Source organism: Pseudomonas sp. Pso3, assembly GCF_055393275.1.
Window position 1 is genome coordinate 997,179 of sequence record NZ_AP043687.1, and the last position, 24,968, is coordinate 1,022,146.

General features: G+C 65.7%; 27 protein-coding genes and 1 pseudogene. 21 read left to right on the top strand and 7 right to left on the bottom strand.

What is annotated here, in order from left to right:
- Window positions 1–164: 164 nt before the first annotated feature.
- Both ACZ5R1_RS04655 and ACZ5R1_RS04660 read right to left on the bottom strand, forming a co-directional pair.
- Window positions 165–1,214, bottom strand: a complete 1,050-nt coding sequence (locus tag ACZ5R1_RS04655; RefSeq protein ID WP_074583942.1) for a glycoside hydrolase family 5 protein — start codon at window positions 1,212–1,214, stop codon at window positions 165–167.
- Window positions 1,215–1,532: 318 nt separating this feature from the next.
- The gene (locus ACZ5R1_RS04660) at window positions 1,533–1,664 is read right to left on the bottom strand and encodes a hypothetical protein (RefSeq protein WP_007160940.1); all 132 of its coding nucleotides are present in this window, start codon (window positions 1,662–1,664) and stop codon (window positions 1,533–1,535) included.
- Between the two features lie 780 nt (window positions 1,665–2,444).
- Between ACZ5R1_RS04660 and ACZ5R1_RS04665 the strand changes: the two genes are divergently transcribed.
- From ACZ5R1_RS04665 to ACZ5R1_RS04680, 4 genes are read left to right on the top strand one after another with little or no spacing between them, the layout of a single operon-like run.
- Window positions 2,445–3,155, top strand: a complete 711-nt coding sequence (locus ACZ5R1_RS04665) for an ABC transporter permease (RefSeq protein WP_042137126.1) — start codon at window positions 2,445–2,447, stop codon at window positions 3,153–3,155.
- A 9-nt stretch (window positions 3,156–3,164) separates the two neighbouring features.
- Complete coding sequence (locus tag ACZ5R1_RS04670) at window positions 3,165–4,067, top strand: glycine betaine ABC transporter substrate-binding protein (RefSeq protein ID WP_042137128.1); 903 nt, start codon at window positions 3,165–3,167, stop codon at window positions 4,065–4,067.
- A gap of 3 nt (window positions 4,068–4,070) precedes the next feature.
- Window positions 4,071–4,730 carry an ABC transporter permease gene (locus ACZ5R1_RS04675; protein ID WP_007160943.1) on the top strand — a complete coding sequence of 220 codons (660 nt, stop codon included), beginning with the start codon at window positions 4,071–4,073 and terminating at the stop codon, window positions 4,728–4,730.
- 10 nt (window positions 4,731–4,740) lie between these two features.
- Entirely contained in the window at window positions 4,741–5,895 is a 1,155-nt protein-coding gene (locus ACZ5R1_RS04680; protein ID WP_027600828.1) for an ABC transporter ATP-binding protein, read from the top strand.
- Between the two features lie 58 nt (window positions 5,896–5,953).
- On the opposite strand, the pseudogene ACZ5R1_RS04685 reads toward ACZ5R1_RS04680, so the two are convergent.
- Window positions 5,954–6,376: pseudogene (locus ACZ5R1_RS04685) on the bottom strand (L,D-transpeptidase family protein); the annotation flags it as partial.
- A gap of 280 nt (window positions 6,377–6,656) precedes the next feature.
- Entirely contained in the window at window positions 6,657–7,211 is a 555-nt protein-coding gene (locus ACZ5R1_RS04690; protein ID WP_027600215.1) for an NUDIX hydrolase, read from the bottom strand.
- A gap of 127 nt (window positions 7,212–7,338) precedes the next feature.
- Here ACZ5R1_RS04690 and ACZ5R1_RS04695 point away from each other — a divergent pair, with 127 nt between their 5' ends.
- The 3 genes from ACZ5R1_RS04695 (at window position 7,339) to purT (ending at window position 9,404) form a co-directional block, all read left to right on the top strand.
- A complete protein-coding gene (locus ACZ5R1_RS04695) occupies window positions 7,339–7,926 on the top strand; it encodes a CoA pyrophosphatase (RefSeq protein ID WP_007160947.1) in 588 nt (195 codons plus the stop codon).
- Window positions 7,927–8,003: 77 nt separating this feature from the next.
- Window positions 8,004–8,201 carry a DUF1289 domain-containing protein gene (locus ACZ5R1_RS04700; protein ID WP_007160948.1) on the top strand — a complete coding sequence of 66 codons (198 nt, stop codon included), beginning with the start codon at window positions 8,004–8,006 and terminating at the stop codon, window positions 8,199–8,201.
- Window positions 8,202–8,222: 21 nt separating this feature from the next.
- On the top strand, window positions 8,223–9,404 hold the full coding sequence (purT, locus tag ACZ5R1_RS04705; protein ID WP_027600216.1) for a formate-dependent phosphoribosylglycinamide formyltransferase: 1,182 nt from the start codon (window positions 8,223–8,225) through the stop codon (window positions 9,402–9,404).
- A gap of 60 nt (window positions 9,405–9,464) precedes the next feature.
- Here purT and ACZ5R1_RS04710 read toward each other — a convergent pair whose 3' ends face one another.
- Together ACZ5R1_RS04710 and ACZ5R1_RS04715 are read right to left on the bottom strand one after the other, a co-directional pair.
- Complete coding sequence (locus ACZ5R1_RS04710) at window positions 9,465–10,769, bottom strand: MFS transporter (RefSeq protein ID WP_027600217.1); 1,305 nt, start codon at window positions 10,767–10,769, stop codon at window positions 9,465–9,467.
- Window positions 10,770–10,957: 188 nt separating this feature from the next.
- Window positions 10,958–11,758, bottom strand: coding sequence for a cytochrome C assembly family protein (locus ACZ5R1_RS04715; protein WP_007160952.1), 801 nt, complete (start codon window positions 11,756–11,758; stop codon window positions 10,958–10,960).
- On the opposite strand from ACZ5R1_RS04715, the gene ACZ5R1_RS04720 reads away from it, so the two are divergent.
- From ACZ5R1_RS04720 to ACZ5R1_RS04785, 14 genes are all read left to right on the top strand, one after another.
- A complete protein-coding gene (locus ACZ5R1_RS04720; RefSeq protein ID WP_169854828.1) occupies window positions 11,757–12,002 on the top strand; it encodes a small membrane protein YohP in 246 nt (81 codons plus the stop codon). The two genes, ACZ5R1_RS04715 and ACZ5R1_RS04720, sit on opposite strands and share 2 nt — an antisense overlap.
- Window positions 12,003–12,178: 176 nt before the next feature.
- The gene (gene ffh, locus ACZ5R1_RS04725) at window positions 12,179–13,558 is read left to right on the top strand and encodes a signal recognition particle protein (protein ID WP_464712828.1); all 1,380 of its coding nucleotides are present in this window, start codon (window positions 12,179–12,181) and stop codon (window positions 13,556–13,558) included.
- Window positions 13,559–13,808: 250 nt separating this feature from the next.
- Window positions 13,809–14,057 carry a 30S ribosomal protein S16 gene (rpsP, locus tag ACZ5R1_RS04730; RefSeq protein WP_007160954.1) on the top strand — a complete coding sequence of 83 codons (249 nt, stop codon included), beginning with the start codon at window positions 13,809–13,811 and terminating at the stop codon, window positions 14,055–14,057.
- A 5-nt stretch (window positions 14,058–14,062) separates the two neighbouring features.
- Complete coding sequence (gene rimM / locus ACZ5R1_RS04735; RefSeq protein ID WP_007160955.1) at window positions 14,063–14,599, top strand: ribosome maturation factor RimM; 537 nt, start codon at window positions 14,063–14,065, stop codon at window positions 14,597–14,599.
- A 3-nt stretch (window positions 14,600–14,602) separates the two neighbouring features.
- Window positions 14,603–15,340 carry a tRNA (guanosine(37)-N1)-methyltransferase TrmD gene (gene trmD, locus ACZ5R1_RS04740; RefSeq protein WP_288504749.1) on the top strand — a complete coding sequence of 246 codons (738 nt, stop codon included), beginning with the start codon at window positions 14,603–14,605 and terminating at the stop codon, window positions 15,338–15,340.
- Window positions 15,341–15,382: 42 nt separating this feature from the next.
- Complete coding sequence (gene rplS / locus ACZ5R1_RS04745; RefSeq protein WP_007160957.1) at window positions 15,383–15,733, top strand: 50S ribosomal protein L19; 351 nt, start codon at window positions 15,383–15,385, stop codon at window positions 15,731–15,733.
- A gap of 65 nt (window positions 15,734–15,798) precedes the next feature.
- A complete protein-coding gene (locus ACZ5R1_RS04750) occupies window positions 15,799–16,212 on the top strand; it encodes an acyl-CoA thioesterase (protein ID WP_007160958.1) in 414 nt (137 codons plus the stop codon).
- On the top strand, window positions 16,209–17,099 hold the full coding sequence (gene xerD / locus ACZ5R1_RS04755; RefSeq protein WP_007160959.1) for a site-specific tyrosine recombinase XerD: 891 nt from the start codon (window positions 16,209–16,211) through the stop codon (window positions 17,097–17,099). Before ACZ5R1_RS04750 ends, xerD begins: the two co-directional genes overlap by 4 nt.
- Window positions 17,100–17,162: 63 nt before the next feature.
- Window positions 17,163–17,888, top strand: coding sequence for a thioredoxin fold domain-containing protein (locus tag ACZ5R1_RS04760; RefSeq protein ID WP_007160960.1), 726 nt, complete (start codon window positions 17,163–17,165; stop codon window positions 17,886–17,888).
- A gap of 63 nt (window positions 17,889–17,951) precedes the next feature.
- Window positions 17,952–19,256, top strand: a complete 1,305-nt coding sequence (locus tag ACZ5R1_RS04765; RefSeq protein WP_288402787.1) for a homoserine dehydrogenase — start codon at window positions 17,952–17,954, stop codon at window positions 19,254–19,256.
- A gap of 46 nt (window positions 19,257–19,302) precedes the next feature.
- On the top strand, window positions 19,303–20,712 hold the full coding sequence (thrC, locus tag ACZ5R1_RS04770; protein WP_288402784.1) for a threonine synthase: 1,410 nt from the start codon (window positions 19,303–19,305) through the stop codon (window positions 20,710–20,712).
- 205 nt (window positions 20,713–20,917) lie between these two features.
- Entirely contained in the window at window positions 20,918–21,457 is a 540-nt protein-coding gene (locus ACZ5R1_RS04775; protein ID WP_288402781.1) for a YaeQ family protein, read from the top strand.
- Window positions 21,457–23,178 carry a single-stranded-DNA-specific exonuclease RecJ gene (gene recJ / locus ACZ5R1_RS04780; protein ID WP_145250086.1) on the top strand — a complete coding sequence of 574 codons (1,722 nt, stop codon included), beginning with the start codon at window positions 21,457–21,459 and terminating at the stop codon, window positions 23,176–23,178. The genes ACZ5R1_RS04775 and recJ overlap by 1 nt, the downstream gene beginning before the upstream one ends.
- Before the next feature lie 68 nt (window positions 23,179–23,246).
- Window positions 23,247–24,350: an NADH:flavin oxidoreductase/NADH oxidase gene (locus ACZ5R1_RS04785; RefSeq protein WP_464712829.1), complete on the top strand. Its 1,104-nt coding sequence runs from the start codon at window positions 23,247–23,249 to the stop codon at window positions 24,348–24,350.
- Between the two features lie 37 nt (window positions 24,351–24,387).
- Here the strand turns inward: ACZ5R1_RS04785 and ACZ5R1_RS04790 are convergent, their stop codons facing one another.
- On the bottom strand, window positions 24,388–24,858 hold the full coding sequence (locus ACZ5R1_RS04790; protein WP_007160966.1) for a nuclear transport factor 2 family protein: 471 nt from the start codon (window positions 24,856–24,858) through the stop codon (window positions 24,388–24,390).
- Window positions 24,859–24,968: the final 110 nt, after the last annotated feature.

A 24,968-nucleotide genomic window follows, 5' to 3' on the forward strand; every position in this document is an offset into this window, starting at 1 on the left:
ATAGTCGAACTATTACTTGCTGTTACATTTTGATCGCCAAAATCCAGCAAGTTCTTGCTAGGCCGTCCCTGACCCGGCGTTTTGTGATTGCAGTCACCGATTTCCAGACAAGTTGTCACCTGACTGCAAGAAGGCGCCGCCCGTGCTGCCTGGCGGCGCTTCGCTCAGCGGGGACCCAGGGTCTGGCAATCGGCCGGCTTCACGTACTTTTGCAGCACCTTCCATTGTGGGCGGGGCTTGCCCTTGACCGGTTCGATCGCCAGCGGATAGTCGCCCCAGTTGGGGCCGGCTGCCCAGTACATGGCCGGGATGCATTCCTGGCGCAGCCGCGCCAGCAAGCGGTCCATGGCGGCCAGCCAGCGGGGGTCGTTGTCCGGCACGCCGAACTCGCCGATGTGGCCGCGCTTGCCGTGCTGCTTAAGCCAGGTGATGAAGGGCTCGACCCGGCGGATGCCGACGTCGGGATCGAAGTCGGTCATGTCCTTCTTGAGGTACTTACCGCCACCGTCATTGTCGAAATAGACGTGCGCCGAATAGATCAGGTTGTCGGCCGGATCCTTGAGACCGAGCAGCTTGGCGTTGTAGCGCGGCCAGAGATAGCTGCTGGACCAGCCATTGCCTTCGATCAGGAGCGGACGCGCCCGATCCACCTCGCGCACCGCGTCGATACCGTGCTGGGCGGCCACCGGCCATTGCTCCACGGCATCGTGGGGCTCGTTCATGATGTCGTAGGCGGCGAGGGCGGGGTGCTCGTGCCAGCGCTGGGCGATCCGGCGCAGGACATCGGCGTAGGCCGGATAGGGCACCGCCGCGCTGCCGATGACCTGGCCGCGGTATCTCATGTAGTTGTGCAGATCCAGGATCACGCTCATGCGATAGCGCTTGGCGTTGTCCAGGGTCTGGTCGATCAGCTTGGCGTAGGCGGGATCCAGGGGTTGTCCCAGCGTGGGCTGGAGGCGCTCCCAGATGACCGGGAAGCGGATCACCCGGATGCCCTTGGCCGCCCAGCGTCGGTAATGGCCGGCGTCGGGAAAGAAGTAGTTGGTTCCCGGTTTGCCCGGCAGTACGTGGGGCGCGAACCCGGCGCCGGAAAAATTCAGGCCCACGAGATCGGTGGGGAAGTCCCGTGTGGCGGCCTGGGCGACCGGCATGGCAGCCAGACTGCAAAGCAGGGTGAACAACAGGGTGAGCTTGGATTTCAGGCGTAGCGTCATCGGCAAGGTCCCGGACAGTGACGGAAGACGTAGGAACGTCGGGCGGTCGTGGCCCGATCCGCCATGAGGCCTGAAGAGGCGCCGGGAAGTTGCAGTGCAAGGCTCAGAAGGTGCGCCAGACAACGTTAATGCCGGGCGAAAACCGCGGAAATGCGAGCTGGGTAGACTGGCGGGCAGCTTGGAGCGGGACGCCGCGGCGGCTGGATTCGGGCAGCGCGGCCCCTGGGCAGGGCAGGAAGAAGGGTAGCGCGGGTAATGAACTGCCTGTGACTGCTTTCCATCTTTATATGGCGCAGGCAGGTCATTCGAAAGCGGTCTTTAGCGACGCAGGCAGATCCCGGCCCACTGCTCGGCTTCGCGGCGGGCCGAGGCCTCGTCGCTGAATTCGGCGATCAGGCCGCCGTGCGCATACACCACCACCCAATTTTCCACCTTGGGTTGCAGCAGCATTACGGGGGCAGAGGAGAGAACAGCGGAGTCCAACGATGCACAAGCCGTCATGTCATTCATAACGTTCCCTTTGAAGTTAGCTCGGTGAATAGTCTGTTTTTATAGCGGTTCCAGAAATGGCGCTTGGTGCTATCACTGGGCCACCTATTGACCTTGGTATGGCTGAATGATCCCTCAAAGCGTCAGCCATTCGTCGGCATGATAAAGGGGTGCCAAAACCCCGTCACCGCACTGGCTCACAGAAAGATGTTTCAGTTATGACCGTACGTCAGCTGAGCTGTGTGCCGCTCCACGAAACCGCCGTGGCTTGCCTCGGCATCCGTGACAGGCGTCGCGCTGGTACTGCAAAGCAGCTAACAGTAAGCGTATTAAATTTATCGTCACACATTCGCCGAGGGCTCTAGCGCGCGACTCTCGCTTTTTGCCGGCTGTCCGGGCCTCTCGGCCGGGCCTTTCACCCTGTCAAGACGTTCCGCTTTGCATGATCGGGTTGGCATTGAGCGAGTCTATTGGGTTAGCCTGAAAAGGAGCTGGCGAACTATCGACTGCGATGGACGTCAATCTCTTCGGTCGAGACAAGGCGCCATGTCGTTCCCCCGGAGCGACACCCAAGGGCTAGGCAGATCAGAGATCCGCAGTGCCCCGTTGGTCCAGCCGGCATACCCGCCATGCCCTGCTGTGTCTCGACCCTGAACCCGGACAGCCGTCCTGCGCCTCGCCCCCGTGCGAGGTCCGCACTCGGAAGGCATGCGGCCTGTCCGCCCGTTGAAGGAGCCTGACATGGCGAAGTTCAAGACCCTCCTGCTCGGCACGGCCGTGGGAGGGGTGATCCTGGCACTGCTGGTGCACTGGATCGGTATGGATACGCTGCGTACCTATCGCGCAGACCTCTGGTTCTATCTCCAGGCTCATCTCTATCTGGTAGCCGTCTCCATGGTCCTGGCCCTGCTGGTAGGCATCCCCGCCGGGGTGCTGCTGAGTCGGCCAGCCTTCGCCCGCAGCGCCGAGCGCTTCATGCAGGTGTTCAACATCGGCAATACCGTGCCGCCGCTGGCGGTGCTGGCCATCGCCCTGGGCATCGTCGGCATCGGCGATGGCCCGGCGATCCTGGCGCTGTTCCTGGCCTCGCTGCTGCCCATCGTACGCAACACCTACGAGGGGCTGAAGAACGTGCCGGCCTCGCTCAAGGAGGCTGCCACCGGCATCGGCATGACCCCCACCCAGGTGCTGACCAAGGTGGAGCTGCCCAATGCCGTGCCCATCATCATCGGCGGGGTGCGGGTCGCCCTGGCGATCAACGTCGGCACCACGCCGCTGGTGTTTCTCATCGGCGCCAACAGCCTGGGCAGCCTGATCTTTCCCGCCATCGCCCTGGAGAACCAGTCGCAGCTGCTGCTGGGCGCCGCCGCCACGGCGCTGCTGGCGCTGCTGCTGGACGGCCTGGTGCTGCTCGCCAGTCGCCTCTGGCTGGAACGCGGCCTGGCCCGCTAAGGAGACGAGATGAAGAAGTTGCTTATCGCCCTGGGCGCCGCCTGGTTCGGGCTGACGCTGGCCAGCGCTGCCCAGGCCGATCCGATCCGCATCGGCGCCAAGGTCTTTACCGAGCAGGCCATCCTCGCCGAACTCACCGGGCAGTATCTGTCCCGCCACGGCTATCAGCCGGAGATCGTCGGCGGCCTGGGCAGCACCATCGCCTGGAACGGCGTGAAGAACGCCCAGCTCGACCTCACCTGGGAATACACCGGCACCTCCCTGGTGGCCTACAACCATGTCACCGAACGACTGGACAAGGAGGCCTCCTACCAGCGGGTCAAGCAGCTGGACGCCAAGGTCGGTCTGGCCTGGCTGGCGCCCACCCGCTTCAACAACACCTATGCCCTGGCGTTGCCGGAGAAGATCGCTCGACAGCATCCCGAGCTGAACAGCATCAGCGACCTGGCCGGACTGCTCAAGGCCGAGGCCGGCAAGCAGCACCTCACCGCGCTGGACATCGAATTTGCCAACCGCTCCGATGGCCTCGCCGGCCTGGTCAAGGCCTATGGCCTGAGCTACACCCGGGACGACATCCGCCAGATGGACCCGGGCCTGGTCTACACCGCCCTGCGTAACGGCCAGGTCTTCACCGGCCTGGTCTACACCACCGACGGCCGCCTGGACGCCTTCAGGCTCAAGGTGCTGGAAGACGACAAGGGCTATTTCCCCGACTACACCGCTGCCCCCGTGGTCAACGCCAAGTATCTGGAAAAGCACCCGGATCTCGCCGAGCTGCTGAGGCCCCTGGCGGAAAGCCTGGACCAGGCCACCATGCGCCAGCTCAACGCCAAGGTGGACATCGAGCGGCAGACGCCGGCCCAGGTGGCCCGCGACTTCCTCGCCCAGCACCCCCTAGACGGAGGGCAATGACCCATGGATTTCGTCACCTCCTTCAATCACATCGACTGGCTGCAGGTCCTCGAACTGACTCGCCAGCACATCACCCTGGTGGGGATCGCCGTAACCCTGGCGATCCTGGTGGGCGTGCCCCTGGGCATCCTCATGACCCGCTATCCCTGGCTGGCCGGACCGCTGCAGGCGGTGGCCACGGTGGTCATGACGCTGCCCTCCATCGCCCTGTTCGGGCTGCTGCTGCCGTTCTATTCCAAGTTCGGCCAGGGCCTCGGTCCGCTGCCGGCCATCACCGCGGTGTTCCTCTATTCGCTGCTGCCGATCCTGAGAAACACCTACCTGGCGCTGACCAGCGTCGAGCCGGGCATCCGCGAGGCGGGTGCCGGTATCGGCATGACCTTCTGGCAGCGCCTGCGCATGGTCGAACTGCCCATCGCCCTGCCGGTGATCCTGGCCGGGGTGCGCACCGCCGTGGTTATGAACATCGGCGTCATGACCATCGCCGCCACCATCGGCGCCGGCGGCCTGGGCGTGCTCATCCTCACCTCCATCAGTCGCAGCGACATGGCCACCCTCATCGTCGGCGCGGTGCTGGTCAGCCTGCTGGCCATCGTCGCCGACCTCGTCCTGCAGTGGCTGCAACGCCGCCTCACCCCGCGCGGCCTGCGCAGCGCCCCTTAAGGAGTCCCAGATGATCGAACTCGACCGCCTGACCAAGACCTTCAAGCAGCACGGCAAGGACGTGACCGCGGTGGACGCCGTGAGCCTCACCGTGGAGGAGGGCCAGATCTGCGTCTTCCTCGGCCCCTCCGGCTGCGGCAAGACCACCACCCTGAAGATGATCAACCGCCTGATCGAGCCCACCTCGGGCCGGGTGCTGATCAATGGCGAGGACACCACCGGCATCGACGAGGTGACCCTCAGACGCCATATCGGCTACGTGATCCAGCAGATCGGTCTGTTCCCCAATATGACCATCGAGGAAAACATCACCGTGGTGCCCAAGCTCTTGGGCTGGGACAAGAAGAAGTGCCGCGAGCGCGCCACCGAGTTGATGAGCATGGTGCAGCTCGATCCCAAGCAGTACCTGTCGCGCTATCCGCGCGAGCTGTCCGGAGGCCAGCAACAGCGTATCGGGGTGATCCGCGCCCTGGCGGCCGAGGCGCCGCTGCTGCTGATGGACGAACCCTTCGGCGCGGTGGATCCGATCAACCGCGATGCCATCCAGAACGAGTTCTTCCAGATGCAGCGGGCACTGAACAAGACGGTGATCATGGTCAGCCACGACATCGACGAGGCCATCCGCCTGGGCGACAAGATCGCCGTGTTCCGCGGCGGCCGCCTGGTGCAGTTCGACCACCCTGACACCCTGCTGGCCCATCCCAAGGACGACTTCGTCAGCAACTTCGTCGGCCAGGACAGCACCTTGAAGCGTCTCCTGCTGATCCGCGCCGAGGATGCGGCCGACAACGCGCCCTCGATCCAGGCCGAGACCCTGATCGGCGATGCCGTGGAACTGATGGAAGAGCACGATCGCCGCTACCTGGTGGTGACGGATGCCGCCAACAAGGGCCTGGGCTACGTGCGCCGGCGTGACCTGCGCGGGCAGAGCGGCCCGGTGGCGCCCTTCGTCACCCCGTTCAAGGCCACCGCGGCCTTCGACGAGCACCTGCGCATCCTGCTGTCGCGCATGTACCAGTTCAACAGCTCCTGGCTGCCGGTGCTCAGCGCCGACAACGACTTCCTCGGCGAGGTCACCCAGGAGTCCATCGCCGACTACCTCAGCAGTGGTCGGTCGCGCGGCAAGACCACCATCGTCTCGCCGGCGGAGCAGGTGGCGGGGTAGGGCAGGGACTCAGGCGGCGGTTGCAGGGCTACCGCCTGACGGCCTGACGGCCTGAGGCTCAGGGGCGGATCTCGATCAGGGTGCCATCCTTGACCAGGCCCCAGACCTCGCGCATGTCGTGGTTGGTCATGGCGATGCAGCCCTCGGTCCAGTTCAGCGAGTTGAAGTACCACTCCGGGTACTCCTCGTCGATGGGGGTGCCGTGCAGCATGATCATGCTGCCGGGACGCACGCCGGCCTGGCTGGCGCGGGCCAGGTCCTCACGATTGGGATAGGAGATGTGCATGGCCAGGTTGAACTTGTCGCTGGTCTTGCGCCAGTCGATCCAGTAGAAGCCTTCCGGGGTGCGCTTGTCGCCCTCGCGCACCTTGGGGCCGCGGGGATTCTTGCCCAGCGAGATGCGATAGGACTTCATCACGGTATCGCCGCTGAGCAGTTGCAGCTGATTGCGCGACTTGATGACCAGCACCTTGTCGATCAGCGGCGCAGCCGGCTGGCGGATCACCGTGACGCTGGTACTGGCCTGGGCCAGCTGGGGAAGCAACGAACCGCACAGCACATAGCAGAGCGCCAACAACAGGTGCAACGGACGCATGTCGGGTAGATCCTCGGAAGAGCTCAGGGCCTGTTCAAGGTCTCGCGAGCTAGAGACAAACAAGGCGAAAATGGCTGAAGAAGCGGAGTTTACAGATAGTAAATGAGCATTCCGAAGGCATTTTCAACGACGTTGGGCCGACGCGCAGCAGACTTTGAACAGGCCCTTAGGCAGGCTTGGGTGCGACCACCATAGGCGCCATGCCTTCATGGCGCAGGGAAAACTCGCCGCGACGGCGGTCGGCGAAAAAGCATTCTAGTGTCCGCTTGATGGTCGGAAAAGCCAGAGACGACCAGGGGATGTCGGCTTCGTCCAGAAGGCGCACGTCGAGGCTTTCCTCGCCGACGCCAAAGCGGCCGTCGACCAGTTCGCCGCGGAACAGCATGTAGATCTGGTCGATGTGCGGCAGGTCGAAGAGAGTATAGAGCTCCAGGCCCTGCACGGTCGCGCCGGCTTCCTCGAAGGTCTCGCGGGCGGCGGCCTCGGTGGTGGTCTCGCCGTTTTCCATGAAGCCCGCCGGCAGCGTCCAGTAACCCTTGCGCGGTTCGATGGCGCGCTGGCAGAGCAGCACCTTGCCCTCCCAGGTCGCCAGGCAGCCGGCCACCACCCGCGGATTCTGATAATGCACTGCGCCGCACTGGCTGCAGACCAGGCGCATCCGGTTGTCACCCGCGGGAAGGCGTTCTTCCAGCAGTCCGCCACAGTGATTGCAATGCTTCATGGTTCATCCTCGTTTTGCTGCAGTGTGCCGGGGCGATCCCGGGCCTCGCAAGCGATGGCTGGGCTTGGGATTGCCCGACGGGCGTGCCATGATCCAGGGGATACGATGAGCAAGGGAGAATTCCGGCGTGGATGAGTTGCTCCAGCGCCTGCGTCACTATCAGCCGCGCACCCTGAGCGGCACCGAGAGCTACCAGGAAGCGGCGGTGCTGGTGCCCATCATCCGTGGCGAGCATCCCGAGTTGCTGCTCACCCTGAGGGCCAGCAACCTGTCCACCCACGGCGGCGAGGTGGCCTTGCCGGGCGGCCGGCGCGATCCCGAGGACGCCGATCTGGTCGCCACTGCCCTGCGCGAGGCCGAGGAAGAGGTCGGACTGCCACCGGGCCTGGTGGAGGTGATCGCCCCCCTGAGTCCGCTGGTGTCGCGCTACGGCCTGGCGGTGACCCCCATCGTCGCGCTGATCCCCGATCAGCTCGAATACGTACCCAGCGAAGCCGAGATCGCCGCGATCTTCAGCGTGCCCCTGCAGTTCTTCTGCGAGGTGCCACCGGATTACACCCTCAGGGTCGATCACGACGGCCTGCGCTGGCAGGTGCCCAGCTATCAGTATGGCGAGCACCGCATCTGGGGGCTGACGGCGGTGATCATCGTCGAACTGGTCAATCTGCTGTACGACGCCGGTATCGTGCTCAAGGCACCGCCCAGGCGGGATTGAGCGGTATCGGCAAGGTAAAGGCACATGCCAAGTCGGGCATTAACGGGCACAATGCGCGGCCATTCGAGGGAAGCCGCATGACCACCGCCGATTCACCCGTGCGTTCGCCCTGCGTCCATGTCTGTGCCCTGGACGAACAGGACATCTGCATCGGTTGCCAGCGCAGCGCCGCCGAGATCACCCGCTGGATGTCCATGAGCGACAGCGAGCGCCGCGAGGTGCTGCTGCGCTGCAGCGAGCGGGCGCGGGCGGGCGGTGCGGCCTTCCTGACCTGACATCAGCCGGAGAGATCTGTCATGCCCCGTATCGGTACCCCCCTGTCCCCCAGCGCCACCCGCGTGCTGCTCTGCGGCTCCGGCGAACTGGGCAAGGAAGTCGTCATCGAACTGCAGCGCCTGGGCGTCGAGGTCATCGCCGTGGATCGCTACGCCGATGCCCCGGCCATGCAGGTCGCTCATCGCAGCCACGTCATCGACATGCTCGACGGGGCCGCCCTGCGCGCGGTGATCGAGCGCGAGCAGCCGCACTTCATCGTGCCGGAAATCGAAGCCATCGCCACCGCCACCCTGGTGGAGCTGGAAGGCGAGGGCTACACCGTGGTGCCCACCGCCCGCGCCGCCCAGCTCACCATGAATCGCGAAGGCATCCGTCGCCTCGCCGCCGAGGAACTGGGCCTGCCCACCTCGCCCTATCACTTCGCCGACACCTACGAAGACTATGCCGCCGCCGCCGAGGCGCTGGGCTATCCCTGCGTGGTCAAGCCGATCATGAGTTCCTCGGGCAAGGGCCAGAGCCTGCTGCGCAGCGCCGACGAGCTGCAGGCCGCCTGGCAATACGCCCAGGAAGGCGGTCGCGCCGGCAAGGGCCGGGTGATCGTCGAGGGCTTCGTCGACTTCGACTACGAGATCACCCTGCTGACCGTGCGCCACGTCGGCGGTACCTCCTTCTGCGCGCCGGTCGGGCATCGCCAGGTCAAGGGCGACTACCACGAGTCCTGGCAGCCCCAGGCCATGAGCGAGAAGGCCCTGGCCGAGTCCGAGCGGGTCGCCCGCGCGGTCACCGAGGCCCTGGGCGGTCGCGGCCTGTTCGGCGTGGAACTGTTCGTCAAGGGCGACCAGGTCTGGTTCAGCGAGGTCTCCCCGCGGCCCCACGACACCGGCCTGGTTACCCTGATCTCCCAGGATCTCTCCGAATTCGCCCTGCATGCCCGGGCCATCCTCGGCCTGCCGATCCCCACCATCCGCCAGTTCGGTCCCTCGGCCTCGGCGGTGATCCTGGTGGACGGCGATTCGCGGCAGACCGCCTTCGCCAACCTCGGCGCGGCCCTGGCCGAACCCGACACCGCGCTGCGCCTGTTCGGCAAGCCGGAGGTGAAGGGGCAGCGGCGCATGGGCGTCGCCCTGGCCCGCGACGAAAGCATCGAAGCCGCCCGGGCCAAGGCCGTGCGTGCGTCCCAGGCGGTGAAGGTCGAGCTGTAAGGCCGGCTGCGCACCACGAAAAAGGGCCCCGCGGGGCCCTTTTTCATTGGCTGGAGAGATCTACAGCGACTGGTCGCGCGTCTCGCGCATACAGAGCACCGCCACCAGGCTGATGGCCGCTGCTGCCGAGACATAGCCGCCCACCCAGCTCAGGCCACCGGCCTCCACCAGTTGCTGCGCGGCGTAGGGCGCCAGGGAGGCGCCGAGGATGCCGCCCAGGTTGTAGGCCGCCGAGGCACCGGTGTAGCGCACCCGGGTGGGGAAGATTTCCGGTAGCAGGGCGCCCATGGGACCGAAGGTCATGCCCATGAGAAACAGCTCCAAGGCCAGGAACAGGCCGACCGCCTGACTGGAGCCGTGGGTCAGCAGCGGCTCCATGGCGAAGCCCGACAGCAGGGCGGCGATGGCGCTGGCCGCCAGTACCGGCTTGCGGCCGAAGCGATCGGCCAGCCAGGCCGACAGCGGCGTGGCCAGGGCCATGAACAGCACGGCCACACAGAGCAGGCCGAGGAATTCCTGGCGGCTGTAGCCGAGATTCTTCACCCCGTAGCTCAGCGAGAACACCGTGGAGATATAGAAGAGGGCGTAGCACACCACCATGCTCAGGGCGCCCAGCAGCACCGCCTTGCCGTGCTTGCCGAAGGTCTCGACCATGGGCAGGCGCAGCTTCTCACGCCGCGCCATGGCCTCGGCGAACACCGGCGTCTCGTGCAGCGACAGCCGCACATAGAGGCCGACCACCACCAGCAGGGCGCTGAGCAGGAAGGGGATGCGCCAGCCCCAGGCGCGGAATTGCTCGTCGTCCAGCAGCAGCGCCAGGGCCAGGAACAGACCGTTGGCCATGAGAAAGCCGATGGAAGGACCGAGCTGGGGAAACATGCCGAACCAGGCGCGCTTGCCGGGCGGGGCGTTCTCGGTGGCCAGCAGCGCCGCGCCGCCCCATTCGCCACCCAAGCCCAGGCCCTGGCCGAACCTCAGCAGGCAGAGCAGGATCGGTGCCCAGACGCCGATGCTGGCGTAGCCGGGCAGGAGGCCGATCAGGGTGGTGGAGATGCCCATCAGCAGCAGCGAGGCCACCAGGGTGGACTTGCGCCCGATGCGATCGCCGAAGTGGCCGAACAGCAGCGAACCCAGCGGCCGCGCCAGGAAGGCGATGCCAAAGGTGATGAAGGCGCTGAGGGTCTGGGCCATGCCCGCGCCCTGGGGAAAGAACACCGGGCCGATCACCAGGGCCGCGGCCGTGGCATAGACGTAGAAGTCGTAGAACTCGATGGCGGTGCCGATGAAGCTGGCGGTGGCCACGCGAGTGGGGGAGTTGCGCGGCACGGAGGTGGGCGCGTCGAAGGCGGCAGCGGTCGTGGACATGCAGGGGTACCGGGCAGTCGTTCTTGTAGGAGGCGTCTGCCGGAGCGGCCCGGTGGGGCAGCGGCTGTCCGAGGATGGGGACGGGCGGGACGACCTGTTATGACGTGCCGGGCGCGAAGCGGCTGTTGGCCGGATCGCGCCGAACGTGGTTCGGTCGCCTGATTATGCAGGTAGTGGAACGACGACTGTCAACGATGCAGGATGAATTCCCGCACCAGCTTGCTGCCGAAATAGGCCAGCATCAGCAGGATGAAGCCCAGCAGCGTCCAACGGATCGCCCGGTGGCCGCGCCAGCCCAGGCGATTGCGCCCCCACAGCAGAATGCCGAACACCACCCAGGCGATGCAGGAGAGAACCGTCTTGTGCACCAGGTGCTGGGCGAACATGTCCTCGACAAAGAACCAGCCGGAGATCAGCGACAGCGACAGCACCACCCAGCCGGCCCAGAGAAAGCCGAATAGCAGGCTTTCCATGGTCTGCAGCGGGGGAAAGCTGCGGATCAGCCCGGACGGGTGCTTGTTCTTGAGCTGGCGATCCTGGATCAGCAGCAGCAGCGACTGCAGCACCGCCAGGGTGAAGAGCCCGTAGGCGATGATCGACAGCAGCACATGCACGACGATCTTGGGCGACACGTCCAGCGGCGTCACGGTGCCCGGTGGCACGAATTCGGCCAGCAGCGCGGTGATGGCACCGAGGGGATAGACCAGCACCAGCAGCGGTTGCAGCGGCATGCGCAGGCAGCCGATCAGCATCAGCGCGATGGCGGTCGCCGAGATCAGGCTGGAGGCGTCGAAGAAGTCCAGGCTCAGGGTCGGTTCGAGGATCAGCTGCAGATAGACGGCCAGGGCGTGGGGCAGCAGGGCCAGGATGCCGGCGCCCAGGACCAGGGGCTTGCTCGACGGCTGTTTGCGCAGCAGGCAACTGCCCTGGTAGAGGGTCGCGAGCAGATAGAGGGCGGCGGCCAGGAGGGTGGGCAGCAGGGCGTGCATGGTCCGGTTTCAGCAGAGCGGAAAGCAGGCGAGTGTGGCACAGACAGGGCGGTACAGAAAGTCTGAGCCGCGCCTTGGCGCCGGCTGGCCAGGCTGGGCGAACCCTGGCCGCCAGCGGGTGGTCCCAAGAGGTACATATCTTGAAGAGGTCGCGACCATGCTTAAATTTCTCGGCGGTACCATGGGCATCATCTTTCTGATCGGCCTGGTGGTGGTCATCGGCATCTTCTCGCTGATCTTCTGATCCCCTCCCCGCAGGCACCGGCCCTGGCGTCGGTGCCTCGCTCTCCTGCCTTAGCGGCTCGCCGATCCAGGCCCTGCTGACGGTTTCACGCGGTAGCGGCCCTGGCGGCTATCCCTGCTCAGGCGCTCTTTCGTTATACTTGCCGGTCAGCCGCCGTTTCTGCCCTGGATGTCCGCATGTTCGAGAATCTCACAGACCGCCTGTCCCAAAGCCTGCGCCACATTACCGGCAAGGCCAAGCTCACCGAAGACAACATCAAGGACACCCTGCGCGAGGTGCGCATGGCGCTGCTCGAGGCGGACGTCGCCCTGCCGGTGGTCAAGGAGTTCGTCAATCGGGTCAAGGAGCGGGCGGTCGGCACCGAGGTGTCCAAGAGTCTGACCCCGGGCCAGGCCTTCGTGAAGATCGTGCGCGCCGAGCTCGAAGCCATCATGGGCGCGGCCAACGAAGACCTGGCGCTCAACGTCGCGCCGCCGGCGGTCATCCTCATGGCCGGCCTGCAGGGCGCGGGCAAGACCACCACCGCGGGCAAGCTGGCGCGCTTCCTCAAGGAGCGCAAGAAGAAGACCGTCATGGTCGTCTCCGCCGACGTCTATCGTCCGGCCGCCATCAAGCAGCTGGAAACCCTGGCCGGGGAGGTGGGCGTAACCTTCTTCCCCTCCGACATCAGCCAGAAGCCGGTGGAGATCGCCCAGGCCGCCATCCGCGAAGCCAAGCTCAAGTTCATCGACGTGGTCATCGTCGACACCGCCGGTCGCCTGCACATCGATAGCGAGATGATGGCGGAGATCCAGCAGGTCCATGCCGCCACCAAGCCGGCCGAGACCCTGTTCGTGGTCGACGCCATGACTGGTCAGGACGCCGCCAACACCGCCAAGGCCTTCAACGACGCCTTGCCGCTCACCGGCGTGATCCTGACCAAGGTCGACGGCGATGCCCGGGGCGGTGCCGCCCTGTCGGTCCGCCACATCACCGGCAAGCCGATCAAGTTCATCGGCATGGGCGAGAAGAGCGAAGCCCTCGATCCCTTCCACCCGGATCGCGTCGCCTCGCGCATCCTCGGCATGGGCGACGTCCTCTCGCTGATCGAGCAGGCCGAACAGACCCTGGATCGCGAAAAGGCCGACAAGCTGGCCAAGAAGCTCAAGAAGGGCAAGGGCTTCGATCTCGAAGACTTCCGCGACCAGTTGCGCCAGATGAAGAACATGGGCGGCCTGGGTTCGCTGATGGACAAGCTGCCGACCATGATGGGTGGCATGAACATCCAGCAGATGGGCAGCGCCCAGGGCGCCGCAGAAAAGCATTTCAAGCAGATGGAAGCCATCATCGACTCCATGACCCCGGCCGAGCGCCGCGATCCGGAGCTGATCAGCGGCTCGCGCAAGAAGCGCATCGCCCTGGGTTCCGGCACCCAGGTGCAGGACGTCGGCCGCCTCATCAAGCAGCACAAGCAGATGCAGAAGATGATGAAGAAGGTCACCGCCAAGGGCGGCATGGCCAAGATGATGCGCGGCATGGGCAGCATGTTCCCCGGCGGCGGCATGCCGAAGATGTGATTTCCGGGTGCCGCCCGTCGCCAGATGGCCGGCATCGGAAAGGGCTCTGCGAGGGGCGTCGGCACCAGTGCTGATGCACCTTCGCGAGCGACGGGGCTCCACCGCTGGAGTCTCCAGGCTGCCGCTATGCCGAGGGTGCCGTTGAAAGCCATTGGCAAACCGGGTAACAGCCCTTAGAATATGCGGCCTTTCGGGCCATGTGGCCCAGTGTGCCCACAGCTACAAGCACCGACTACAGGAACGAAGTTCAATGGTAACCATCCGTCTAGCCCGTGGCGGCTCCAAGAAGCGCCCCTTCTACCACCTGACCGTGACCAACAGCCGCAATGCGCGCGATGGTCGTTTCGTCGAGCGCATCGGTTTCTTCAACCCGGTGGCTAGCGGCGCCGAAATCCGTCTGTCGGTGGACCAAGAGCGCGCCAACTACTGGCTGTCGCAGGGCGCCCAGCCGTCCGAGCGCGTCGCTCAGCTGCTGAAGAGCGCTCAGGCTACCGCCTGAAGACCATGAGTACGCCGACCTCCGCCCCCGACCTAGTGGTCCTGGGCAAGATAGTTTCGGTCTTTGGCGTACGTGGTGAGCTCAAGATCTACTCCTTTACCGATCCGCTCGACAATCTGCTGGACTATCGGACCTGGACGCTGCGGCGCGAAGGCGAGACCCGGCAGGTCAAGGTGCTCGGCGGTCGGATGCACGGCAAGGTCCTGACGGTACGTCTGCAGGGCCTGGACGATCGCGAAGAAGCCCGCCTGATGGCCGGTTTCGAGATCTGCGTGCCGCGCAGTGAATTGCCCCAGCTGGGCGCCGGTGACTACTACTGGCATCAGCTGGAAGGTCTCAAGGTGATCAATCGCGAAGGCCAGTGGCTGGGCGTGGTGGATCATCTGCTGGAGACCGGGGCCAACGATGTCATGGTGGTCAAGCCCTGTGCTGGCAGCCTCGACGATCGTGAGCGTCTGTTGCCCTATCTGCCCGACCAGTACGTGCTGGCGGTGGATCTGGCCAAGGGCGAGATGCAGGTCGACTGGGACGCGGATTTCTGATCCATGCGTATCGATGTCATCAGCCTCTTTCCCGAGATGTTCGAGGCCGTCAGCGCCTATGGCGTGAGCGGTCGCGCGATGAAGCAGGGGCTCCTGGAGCTGACCTGCTACAACCCGCGCAGCTATACCGAGGATCGTCACCAGACCGTGGACGACCGGCCCTTTGGCGGCGGTCCTGGCATGGTCATGAAGATCCAGCCGCTGGAGCGTGCTCTGGCCGATGCCAAGGGTGATTCGGCGGCGAAGGTGATCTACCTGTCCCCCCAGGGTCGCAAACTCGACCAGGCGGCGGTACGGGAACTGGCGCAGGAGGAGCATCTGATCCTCATCGCCGGGCGTTACGAAGGCATCGACGAGCGTTTCATCGAGACGCACGTGGATGAAGAATGGTCGATTGGCGACTATGTGCTGTCCGGCGGTGAATTGCCGGCCATGGTGCTGATCGATGGGGTCACGCGACTGCTGCCTGGAGCCTTGGGGCATGCGGATTCCGCCGAGCAGGACTCGTTTACCGACGGCCTGCTCGATTGCCCGCACTACACCCGACCCGAGGTGTACGAGGGCCGTCGCGTACCCGACGTGTTGCTCAGTGGTAACCACGAGCATATCCGGCGCTGGCGCCTGCAGCAGTCCCTGGGACGCACTGCGGAGCGACGCGCCGATCTTCTGGATGGCCGCTCGCTTTCTGGAGAAGAGCAGAACCTGTTGGCGGAATACCTCCGTCAGTGGAACGATAGTTAGGTATCGATGGCGGGCCGCGGCCTGTCTTAGGAGCAGAGTGACATGACCAACAAAATCATTGCCCAGATCGAAGCTGAGCAGATGAACAAAGAAATCCCGGCGTTCGCCCCCGGCGACACCGTGATTGTCCAGGTTAAGGTGAAGGAAGGCGATCGTCAGCGTCTGCAGGCCTTCGAAGGCGTGGTGATCGGCAAGCGTAACCGCGGCCTGAACAGCGCCTTCACCGTACGCAAGATCTCCAACGGCGTTGGCGTCGAGCGTACCTTCCAGACCTACAGCCCGCTGGTCGACAGCCTGAGCGTCAAGCGTCGCGGTGACGTGCGCAAGGCCAAGCTGTACTACCTGCGCGAATTGTCCGGCAAGGCTGCCCGCATCAAGGAAAAGCTTTCCTGATCGCGGCGTGACCAGAAAAAAGCAGCTTCGGCTGCTTTTTTCGTTTCTGAGGTTCGAGGTAAGACATGACGACCCGCGAAGCGGAAATCCAGCGGCGCACCGCGCTGTCGGAAACCCGGGTGGCCAAGGCGGTCTTCCCGCCCACCACCAATCATCACGACACCCTGTTCGGCGGCACCGCCCTGGCCTGGATGGACGAGGTGTCCTTCATCACCGCGACGCGCTTCTGTCGCAAGCCGCTGGTCACGGTCTCCACCGACCGCATCGATTTCAACCATCCCATTCCCGCGGGCTCCATCGTCGAGCTGATCGGCCGGGTGGTGAAGGTCGGCAACACCAGCATCAAGGTGCAGGTGGAGGTCTTCGTCGAAGGCATGCTGGCGGAAGGCCGCGAACGCGCCATCAACGGCGCCTTCAGCTTTGTCGCCGTCGATGACGAGGGCAAGCCGACCCCGGTGCTGCCCGGATTCGCCGCGTGAACGCCGAGCGGCTGATCGAGGAATTCCTCGACGCCCTGTGGCTGGAGAAGGGGCTATCGCCCCATACCCGCAGCGCCTACCGCACCGACCTGCTGGCCTTCGCCCGGTGGCTGGAGGGCAGGGGTCTGACCCTGGAGTCCGTCGGCCGCGACGCGGTGCTCGATCACCTCGGCTGGCGCCTGAGCGAGGGTTACCAGGCGCGCTCCACGGCGCGTTTCCTTTCCGGGCTGCGCAGCTTCTACAAGTACGCGGTGCGCGAGGGGCGGCTGGCCGAGGACCCGACGCTGCTGGTGAGCATGCCGCAGCTGGGTGCGCCGCTGCCCAAGAGCCTGTCCGAGGCGGATGTGGAAGCCCTGTTGGCCGCGCCGGATACTGAGGACACCCTGGGCCTGCGCGATCGCACCATGCTCGAGGTGCTCTATGCCACCGGCCTGCGGGTGACCGAGCTGATCAGCCTGACCCTGGACGAGATCAACCTGCGCGAGGGTTCGCTGCGGGTCTTCGGCAAGGGCAGCAAGGAGCGGCTGATCCCCCTGGGCGAAGAGGCCATCGCCTGGCTGGAAAGCTATCTGAAGACCGCACGTCCATTGCTGCTGGGCGGCCAGCCCGGCGACATCCTCTTTCCCAGCCAGCGCGGCACGCCCATGACTCGGCAGACCTTCTGGCACCGCATCAAGCTGCATGCCCAGGTGGCCGGCATCCGCACCTCGCTGTCGCCGCATACCCTGAGGCACGCCTTCGCCACCCATCTGCTCAATCACGGCGCCGACCTGCGCACGGTGCAGATGCTGCTCGGCCATACCAGCCTGTCCACCACCCAGATCTACACCCACGTCGCCCGCGTGCGGCTGCAGCAACTGCACGCCCAGCACCATCCGCGGGGGTAGGGCGGGACCGCCGTAGCCGGCAGGTCTGTGGTAGGCTTGCCGGCGTCTCAACAGGAGTCAAACATGCGTATTTCCCAACTGTTGCTCGCCGCTTGCCTGGGGCTCGGCGTGCAACTGGCTCAGGCCGAACCTGAGCAGGCCATTCGCCAGAGCCTGACCGCGCTGCAACCCAATCTCGCCATCGAGTCCATCGCCAAGAGTCCGCTGGAGGGCCTCTACCAGGTCCAGCTCAAGGGCGGGCGCGTGCTCTATGCCAGCGGCGATGGCCAGTTCGTCATGCAGGGCTATCTGTATCAGGTCAAGGACGGCAAGGCCTCCAACCTGACCGAGAAGGCGGAGAACGTCGCCGTGGCGCGGCAGATCAATGGCCTCGATCGCAACCAGATGATCGTCTATCCCGCCCAGGGCGAGACCAAGGCGCACATCACCGTCTTCACCGACACCACCTGCCCCTATTGCCAGAAGCTGCACGCCGAGGTGCCCGAGCTGAACAAGCGCGGCATCGAGGTGCGCTACCTGGCCTTCCCGCGCCAGGGCATGGGCTCGCCGGGCTCCAAGCAACTGGAGGCGGTGTGGTGCGCCAAGGACAAGCCGGCGGCGCTGAACCAGATGTTCACCGGTCGTGAGGTCAAGTCCGAGAGCTGCCAGAATCCGGTCGCCCAGCAATTCGCGCTGGGGCAGAACATGGGTATCCAGGGCACGCCGGCGATCATTCTCGCCGATGGCCAGATGATCCCGGGCTACCAGCCGGCCGACCAGCTGGCGGAAGCGGCAATCGGCGCCCGCTAGGCGCCTCAATCAGAGTTATGAACGGGGCCGCGGAGCGGTCCCACACGACATGGGGATAAGGGTGTGAAGCCGGTCAAAGTAGGCATCTGTGGTCTGGGTACCGTGGGCAGCGGGACCTTCAACGTACTCAAGCGCAACGCCGAGGAAATCGCCCGGCGCGCCGGTCGGGGTATCGAGGTGGCGCAGATCGCCCAGCGCCGGCCCAATCCCCAATGCGACACCGGTAGCACGCCGATCACCGCCGAGGTCCTGGCGGTGGCCGACAATCCCGAGATCGACGTGGTGGTGGAGCTGATCGGTGGCTACACCCTGGCCCGCGAACTGGTGCTGCGAGCCATCGCCAACGGCAAGCACGTGGTCACCGCCAACAAGGCGCTGATCGCCGTGCACGGCAACGAGATCTTCGCCAAGGCGCGCGAGCAGGGCGTGATCGTCGCCTTCGAAGCCTCGGTGGCCGGGGGCATCCCGGTGATCAAGGCGCTGCGCGAAGGCCTGGCCGCCAACCGCATCAACTGGGTGGCCGGCATCATCAACGGTACCGGCAACTTCATGCTCTCCGAGATGCGCGAGAAGGGTCGCACCTTTCCCGATGTCCTGGCCGAAGCCCAGGCGCTGGGCTATGCCGAGGCCGATCCGACCTTTGACGTGGAAGGCATCGATGCCGCCCACAAGCTGACCATCCTGGCCTCCATCGCCTTCGGCATCCCGCTGCAATTCGACAAGGCCTACACCGAGGGCATCACCCGCCTGACCACCGCCGACGTCGGCTACGCCGAGGCACTGGGCTATCGCATCAAGCATCTGGGCGTGGCGCGCAGCACCGACCAGGGCATCGAGCTGCGGGTACACCCGACGCTGATCCCGGCCGATCGCCTGATCGCCAACGTCAACGGCGTGATGAACGCGGTGATGGTCAATGGCGACGCCGTCGGCTCGACGCTGTTCTATGGCGCAGGTGCCGGCCAGGAGCCGACCGCCTCGGCGGTGGTGGCCGACCTGGTGGACGTGGTGCGCGCCATGACCTCGGATCCGGAGAATCGCGTGCCGCACCTGGCCTTCCAGCCCGATGCGCTGTCCGACCATCCGGTGCTGTCGATCGAGGCCTGCGAGAGCGCCTATTATCTGCGCATCCAGGCCAAGGACCACCCGGGCGTGCTGGCCCAGGTGGCGAGCATCCTCTCGGCGCGCGGCATCAACATCGAGTCCATCATGCAGAAGGAAGCCGAGGAACATGACGGCCTGGTGCCCATGATCCTGCTGACCCATCGCGTGACCGAGCGCCACATGGTCGAGGCCATCACCGCGCTGGAAGCCCTGGACGATGTCGTCGGCGATGTCGTCCGCATCCGCGTCGAGCACCTGAACTGAGCAGCCTGGCGGCGCCCGGCGCCGCCGTCTTTCCCGAGGTCGAGTCATGCGTTACATCAGTACCCGCGGCCAGGCGCCCGCGCTGAATTTCGAAGAAGTGCTGCTGGCGGGTCTCGCCAGCGATGGCGGTCTCTATGTGCCGGAGAACCTGCCACGCTTTTCCCTGGAGGAGATCGCCTCCTGGGCCGGTCTGCCCTACCACGAGCTGGCCTTCCGGGTGATGAAGCCCTTCGTCGCCGGCTCCATCGCCGATGCCGAATTCAAGGCCATCCTGGAAGAGACCTACGCCGGTTTCGCCCATAGCTCGATCGCGCCGCTGCGCCAGCTGGACGCCAACGAATGGGTGCTGGAGCTGTTCCACGGCCCGACCCTGGCCTTCAAGGACTTCGCCCTGCAACTGCTGGGGCGGCTGCTCGACCATGTGCTGGCCAAGCGCGGCGAGCGCGTGGTGATCATGGGCGCCACCTCCGGCGACACCGGCTCGGCGGCCATCGAAGGCTGCAAGCGCTGCGAGAACGTGGACATCTTCATCCTCCATCCGCACCAGCGGGTGTCGGAAGTGCAGCGCCGGCAGATGACCACGCTGCTGGGCGACAACATCCACAACATCGCCATCGAAGGCAACTTCGACGACTGCCAGGAGATGGTCAAGGCCAGCTTCGCCGACCAGGGTTTCCTCAAGGGCACCCCGCTGGTGGCGGTCAACTCGATCAACTGGGCGCGGATCATGGCCCAGATCGTCTACTACTTCCACGCGGCCCTGCAGCTGGGCGCCCCGGCGCGCTCCATCGCCTTCTCGGTACCCACCGGCAACTTCGGCGACATCTTCGCCGGCTACCTGGCCCGCAACATGGGTCTGCCGGTGAGCCAGCTGTTGGTGGCCACCAACCGCAACGACATCCTGCACCGCTTCATGTCGGGCAACCGCTACGACAAGCAGCAGCTGGAAGCCACGCTGTCGCCGTCCATGGACATCATGGTCTCGTCCAATTTCGAGCGCCTGCTGTTCGACCTGCACGGTCGCGACGGCCTGGCCCTGGCCGAGCTGATGGCGAATTTCCGCAGCAGCGGCACCCTGACGGTGGCCGACGATCGCTGGACCGAAGCGCGCAAGCTGTTCGATTCCCTCGCCGTGAGCGATGAAGAGACCTGCGCCACCATCGCCGAGGTGTATGCCGCCACCGGCGAGGTGCTGGATCCGCACACCGCCATCGGCGTGCGCGCCGCTCGCGAATGCCGGCGCAGCCTGGCCACGCCCATGGTGGTGCTGGGCACCGCCCACCCGGTCAAATTCCCCGAGGCGGTGGAAAAGGCCGGCATCGGCGCGACCCTCAGCCTGCCGACCCACCTGGCCGACCTGCTGCAGAGGGAAGAGCGCTGCACCGTGCTGCCCAACGACCTGGCCGCCGTCCAGGCCTTCGTCAGCCGCCACGGCAAGCGTGGTCAGCCGCTGTAGATTTTTAGCCCTTTAGATCGTGGTTATCGCGGCCATGGGCCGCTCCTACGGGAAGTCTGAGCACCTGTAGGAGCGGTCGCTACGGCGCACCGGCATGGCCGCGATACATCCTACCTCCGCTCCACCGATCCCCTGACGCTCCTCTGATCCCGAGCCTCCTGCCTTTTCCGGTACAATGCCCGGCTTTCCCTGCCGGTGACCCGCCATGGCTCTGCAAGCCACGCCCTACAAAGTCGAACTCAACCTCACCGACCTGGATCGCGGGGTCTACGAGAATCTGCGCCTGACCGTGGCGCGGCATCCCTCCGAGACCGAGGAGCGCATGGCGGTGCGGTTGCTGGCCTATGTGCTCTGGTACAACGAGCAGCTGGCCTTCGGCCGCGGCCTGTCCGACGTCGACGAGCCGGCGCTGTGGGAAAAGAGCCTGGACGGTCGGGTGCTGCACTGGATCGAAGTCGGCCAGCCCGATGCCGAGCGCCTGACCTGGTGCAGCCGCCGCACCGAGCGCACCAGTCTGCTGGCCTATGGCAACCTGCGCGTCTGGCAGACCAAGGTGGTAGACGCGGTCAGGACGCTGAAGAATCTGCACATCGCCGCGGTGCCCGCCGAGTCCCTGGCCGAGCTGGCCCGCGATCTGCCGCGCAGCATTTGCTGGCAGGTGATGATCAGCGAAGGCACCTTGTTCGTCACCGACGACCGCGGTCAGCACGAATTGCAGCTGGAATGGCTGCTGGGCGAACGTTGATGCGCCTGGAGCCCCGTCCGCTGCCGGCGGTGTTGCCCGACCTGGGCGATCTACCGCCGCTGCTCACCCGGCTCTATGCCGCTCGCGGCGTGACCCAGCCGGAAGAACTCGACAAGGGTCTGGCGCGGCTGGTGCCCTATCACCAGCTCAAGGGCATCGAGGCCGCGGTGGAGCTGCTGGCGCGGGCCCTGGAAGAGCGTCGGCGCATCCTCATCGTCGGCGACTTCGACGCCGATGGCGCCACCGCCAGTGCCGTGGGCGTGCTGGCGCTGCGGCGTCTGGGTGCGGCCTGGGTCGACTACCTGGTGCCCAATCGCTTCGAATACGGCTACGGCCTGACGCCCGAGATCGTCGCCGTGGCCCTGCAGCGCGAACCCGAGGTGCTGCTCACCGTCGACAACGGCATCTCCAGCCTGGACGGCGTCGCTGCGGCCAAAGCCGCCGGGCTGCAGGTGGTCATCACCGATCACCACCTGCCGGGCGCCGAATTGCCCGCCGCCGATGCCATCGTCAATCCCAACCAGCCGGCCTGCGCCTTTCCCAGCAAGTGCATTGCCGGGGTCGGGGTGATCTTCTATGTGATGCTCGCCCTGCGCAGTCGCCTGCGCGAGAACGGCTGGTTCGCGCGTCAGGGCCTGGCCGAGCCCAATCTGGCCGAGTTGCTGGATCTGGTCGCCCTCGGCAGCGTCGCCGACGTGGTGCCGCTGGACGCCAACAACCGCATCCTGGTGCACCAGGGGCTGATGCGCATCCGCGCCGGTCGGGCGCGACCGGGGCTCAAGGCGCTGCTGGAAGTGGCCGGACGCCAGCCGGGCAAGGTGGCCTCCAGCGATCTCGGTTTCATCCTCGGCCCGCGGCTCAATGCCGCCGGCCGCCTGGACGACATGTCCATCGGCATCGAATTGCTGCTCTGCGAAGACCCGCAACTGGCGCAGGAGTACGCCCAGCAGCTGGACGACTTCAACAAGGATCGCAAGAGCATCGAGCAGGGCATGCAGCGCGAGGCGCTCAAGCAGCTCAAGGAGCTGCCGGAAGACAATCTGCCCTTCGGTCTCTGCCTGTTCGATCCGGAGTGGCACCAGGGCGTGATCGGTATCCTGGCCTCGCGCCTAAAGGAGAAGTATCACCGCCCGGCGCTGGCCTTTGCCGACGACGGCAGTGGCAACGGCATGCTCAAGGGCTCGGCGCGCTCGGTCCCCGGGCTACACATCCGCGATGCCCTGGACGCCGTGGCGACCCGGCATCCGGGACTGATCACCAAGTTCGGCGGTCACGCCATGGCCGCCGGCCTCAGCCTGCCCCAGGCGCACTACGAGACCTTTGCCGCGGCCTTCGATGCCGAGGTGCGCCGCCATCTGCAGGCCGACGACCTCAGTGGTCGCCTGCAGACCGATGGCTGCCTGGCCCCGACCGAGTTCCAGCTCGGCCTGGCCCAGGCACTGCGCCAGGCCGGTCCCTGGGGTCAGCAGTTTCCCGAACCGCTGTTCCACGGCACCTTCGAGATCCTCTCCCAGCGCCTGCTCAAGGAGCGGCACCTCAAGCTGACCCTGCGCAGCGAGCAGGGCGGACCGGAGCTGGACGGCATCGCCTTCAACATCGACCGCGACACCTGGCCCGATCCCAACATCCGCTGGGCTGAGCTGGCCTATCGGCTGGACGTGAACGAATTCCGCGGCAACGAGAGCGTACAGTTGCTGGTGGTGCACCTGGCACCGCGTTAGTCGGAATAGCGACCTATTCTGTTCGGGAACACTCCAATGCCGTGAATCCCGAGAAGACGAGGTCCGCCATGAGTCTCCTGTTCCAGCCCCTGACCCTGCGTCAGCTGACCCTGCCCAATCGCGTGGTGGTCTCCCCGATGTGCCAGTACTCCAGCGAAGACGGTTTCGCCAACGACTGGCACCTGGTCCACCTGGGCAGTCGCGCCACCGGTGGTGCCGGCCTGGTGATCTTCGAGGCCACCGCGGTCACCCCCGACGGGCGTATCACGCCCCAGGACCTGGGATTGTGGAAGGACGAGCAGATCGAGCCCCTGCGGCGCATCACCCAGTTCATCGAGGGGCAGGGCAGTGTCGCCGGTATCCAGCTGGCCCACGCCGGGCGCAAGGCCAGCACCTGGCAACCCTGGCTCGGCAAGCACGGCAGCGTGCCCATCGCCGAAGGCGGCTGGGTGCCGGTGGCGCCCTCGGCCATCGCCTTCGATCCCCAGCACACCCGGCCCACGGCGGTGGATCGCGACGACATCGCCAGCATCCGCCGGGCCTTCGTGGACACCGCCGAGCGCGCCCTGGCGGCCGGCTTCAAGGTGGCCGAGATCCACGCCGCCCATGGCTATCTGCTGCACCAGTTCCTCTCGCCGCTCTCCAACCGCCGCGAAGACGACTACGGCGGCAATTTCGAGAATCGCATCCGCCTGCTGCTGGAGGTGACCGCCGACGTGCGCGCGGTCTGGCCGGAGGAGTTGCCGCTGTTCGTGCGGGTCTCGGCCACCGACTGGGTGGAAGACGGCTGGGACGTCGACGAGACGGTGGAACTGGCGCGCCGGCTCAAGACCCTGGGCGTCGACCTGATCGATGTCTCTTCCGGCGGCACCGCGGCCCAGGCCGACATTCCCACCGGCCCCGGCTACCAGACCCAGTTCGCCGAGCGGGTGCTCAAGGAAGCCGAGATTCCCAGTGGCGCGGTGGGCATGATCACCGATGCGGTCCAGGCCGAGCACGTGCTGCGCACCGGTCAGGCCGATCTGGTGCTGTTGGCCCGTGAGCTGCTGCGCGATCCCTACTGGCCGCTGAATGCCGCCGAAGCCTTGCGCGAGAAGGTCTCCTGGCCGCCGCAGTACGTCCGCGCCGCGCACCGGGATACGCCGCTGCGCAAGCCGTTCGGGGTGGAATAGGGGAGCAACGGAGCCATCCGCCCGGATGGCTCCCGGGTCAGGGCTTTACCGGTCGCAGCATCGCCTCCAAGGCGTCGCTGTCGTAGTAGTCGCCCAGATACCAGATGCGACCGTCGCGGATCTTCATGATGCTGGCGCCGCGGATCTTCACCGGTTGCTTGCCGGTGGCGGTGGTGCGGTTGCCGGTCAGTTCCCATTCGAAGGCGATGCTGCGCGGGCCGATGACCGGCTTGTGCACCATCTTCACCTGCAGATCCGGTACCGCCTTGAGGGTGACCTTGACGATCCTGTCGCGGGCCTGGGTGCGGCTGGTCTCGGTGGTGGCGGCGCCACTGTCGAAATACTGCACCTTGGGATCGAGCAGGGCGCTGGCGGCCTCGGCGTCGTGATCGTTCCAGGCATCGAGATAGCGATTGGCGATGAGGCGGGCATCCTCGGCGGCGGCCTGGACCTGGCCGGCGGTAAGGGCGACCGAAAGCGCGAACAGCACAGCCAGACGCGAGCGCATGGGGTGTCTCCGGCAACTGCAGGGGGGAGGCGCAAGAGTAGCGCCGTGGGCGGTCCGTGGTCAGCAATATTTTGTAGCGGCTGGCCGTTGGCGACGGTGTTCCCGGCAAC

Coding starts and splice junctions, on each gene's coding strand:
- ACZ5R1_RS04665 (WP_042137126.1), top strand. CDS start 2,445: ATGGCGAAGTTCAAGACCCTCCTGCTCGGCACGGCCGTGGGAGGGGTG.
- ffh (WP_464712828.1), top strand. CDS start 12,179: ATGTTCGAGAATCTCACAGACCGCCTGTCCCAAAGCCTGCGCCACATT.
- ACZ5R1_RS04700 (WP_007160948.1), top strand. CDS start 8,004: ATGACCACCGCCGATTCACCCGTGCGTTCGCCCTGCGTCCATGTCTGT.
- ACZ5R1_RS04775 (WP_288402781.1), top strand. CDS start 20,918: ATGGCTCTGCAAGCCACGCCCTACAAAGTCGAACTCAACCTCACCGAC.
- recJ (WP_145250086.1), top strand. CDS start 21,457: ATGCGCCTGGAGCCCCGTCCGCTGCCGGCGGTGTTGCCCGACCTGGGC.
- thrC (WP_288402784.1), top strand. CDS start 19,303: ATGCGTTACATCAGTACCCGCGGCCAGGCGCCCGCGCTGAATTTCGAA.
- ACZ5R1_RS04760 (WP_007160960.1), top strand. CDS start 17,163: ATGCGTATTTCCCAACTGTTGCTCGCCGCTTGCCTGGGGCTCGGCGTG.
- ACZ5R1_RS04715 (WP_007160952.1), bottom strand. CDS start 11,758: ATGCACGCCCTGCTGCCCACCCTCCTGGCCGCCGCCCTCTATCTGCTC.
- ACZ5R1_RS04790 (WP_007160966.1), bottom strand. CDS start 24,858: ATGCGCTCGCGTCTGGCTGTGCTGTTCGCGCTTTCGGTCGCCCTTACC.
- purT (WP_027600216.1), top strand. CDS start 8,223: ATGCCCCGTATCGGTACCCCCCTGTCCCCCAGCGCCACCCGCGTGCTG.
- rimM (WP_007160955.1), top strand. CDS start 14,063: ATGAGTACGCCGACCTCCGCCCCCGACCTAGTGGTCCTGGGCAAGATA.
- ACZ5R1_RS04680 (WP_027600828.1), top strand. CDS start 4,741: ATGATCGAACTCGACCGCCTGACCAAGACCTTCAAGCAGCACGGCAAG.
- ACZ5R1_RS04690 (WP_027600215.1), bottom strand. CDS start 7,211: ATGAAGCATTGCAATCACTGTGGCGGACTGCTGGAAGAACGCCTTCCC.
- ACZ5R1_RS04655 (WP_074583942.1), bottom strand. CDS start 1,214: ATGACGCTACGCCTGAAATCCAAGCTCACCCTGTTGTTCACCCTGCTT.
- ACZ5R1_RS04660 (WP_007160940.1), bottom strand. CDS start 1,664: ATGCTGCTGCAACCCAAGGTGGAAAATTGGGTGGTGGTGTATGCGCAC.
- trmD (WP_288504749.1), top strand. CDS start 14,603: ATGCGTATCGATGTCATCAGCCTCTTTCCCGAGATGTTCGAGGCCGTC.
- ACZ5R1_RS04670 (WP_042137128.1), top strand. CDS start 3,165: ATGAAGAAGTTGCTTATCGCCCTGGGCGCCGCCTGGTTCGGGCTGACG.
- ACZ5R1_RS04675 (WP_007160943.1), top strand. CDS start 4,071: ATGGATTTCGTCACCTCCTTCAATCACATCGACTGGCTGCAGGTCCTC.
- rplS (WP_007160957.1), top strand. CDS start 15,383: ATGACCAACAAAATCATTGCCCAGATCGAAGCTGAGCAGATGAACAAA.
- ACZ5R1_RS04710 (WP_027600217.1), bottom strand. CDS start 10,769: ATGTCCACGACCGCTGCCGCCTTCGACGCGCCCACCTCCGTGCCGCGC.
- ACZ5R1_RS04720 (WP_169854828.1), top strand. CDS start 11,757: ATGGTCCGGTTTCAGCAGAGCGGAAAGCAGGCGAGTGTGGCACAGACA.
- ACZ5R1_RS04750 (WP_007160958.1), top strand. CDS start 15,799: ATGACGACCCGCGAAGCGGAAATCCAGCGGCGCACCGCGCTGTCGGAA.
- rpsP (WP_007160954.1), top strand. CDS start 13,809: ATGGTAACCATCCGTCTAGCCCGTGGCGGCTCCAAGAAGCGCCCCTTC.
- ACZ5R1_RS04785 (WP_464712829.1), top strand. CDS start 23,247: ATGAGTCTCCTGTTCCAGCCCCTGACCCTGCGTCAGCTGACCCTGCCC.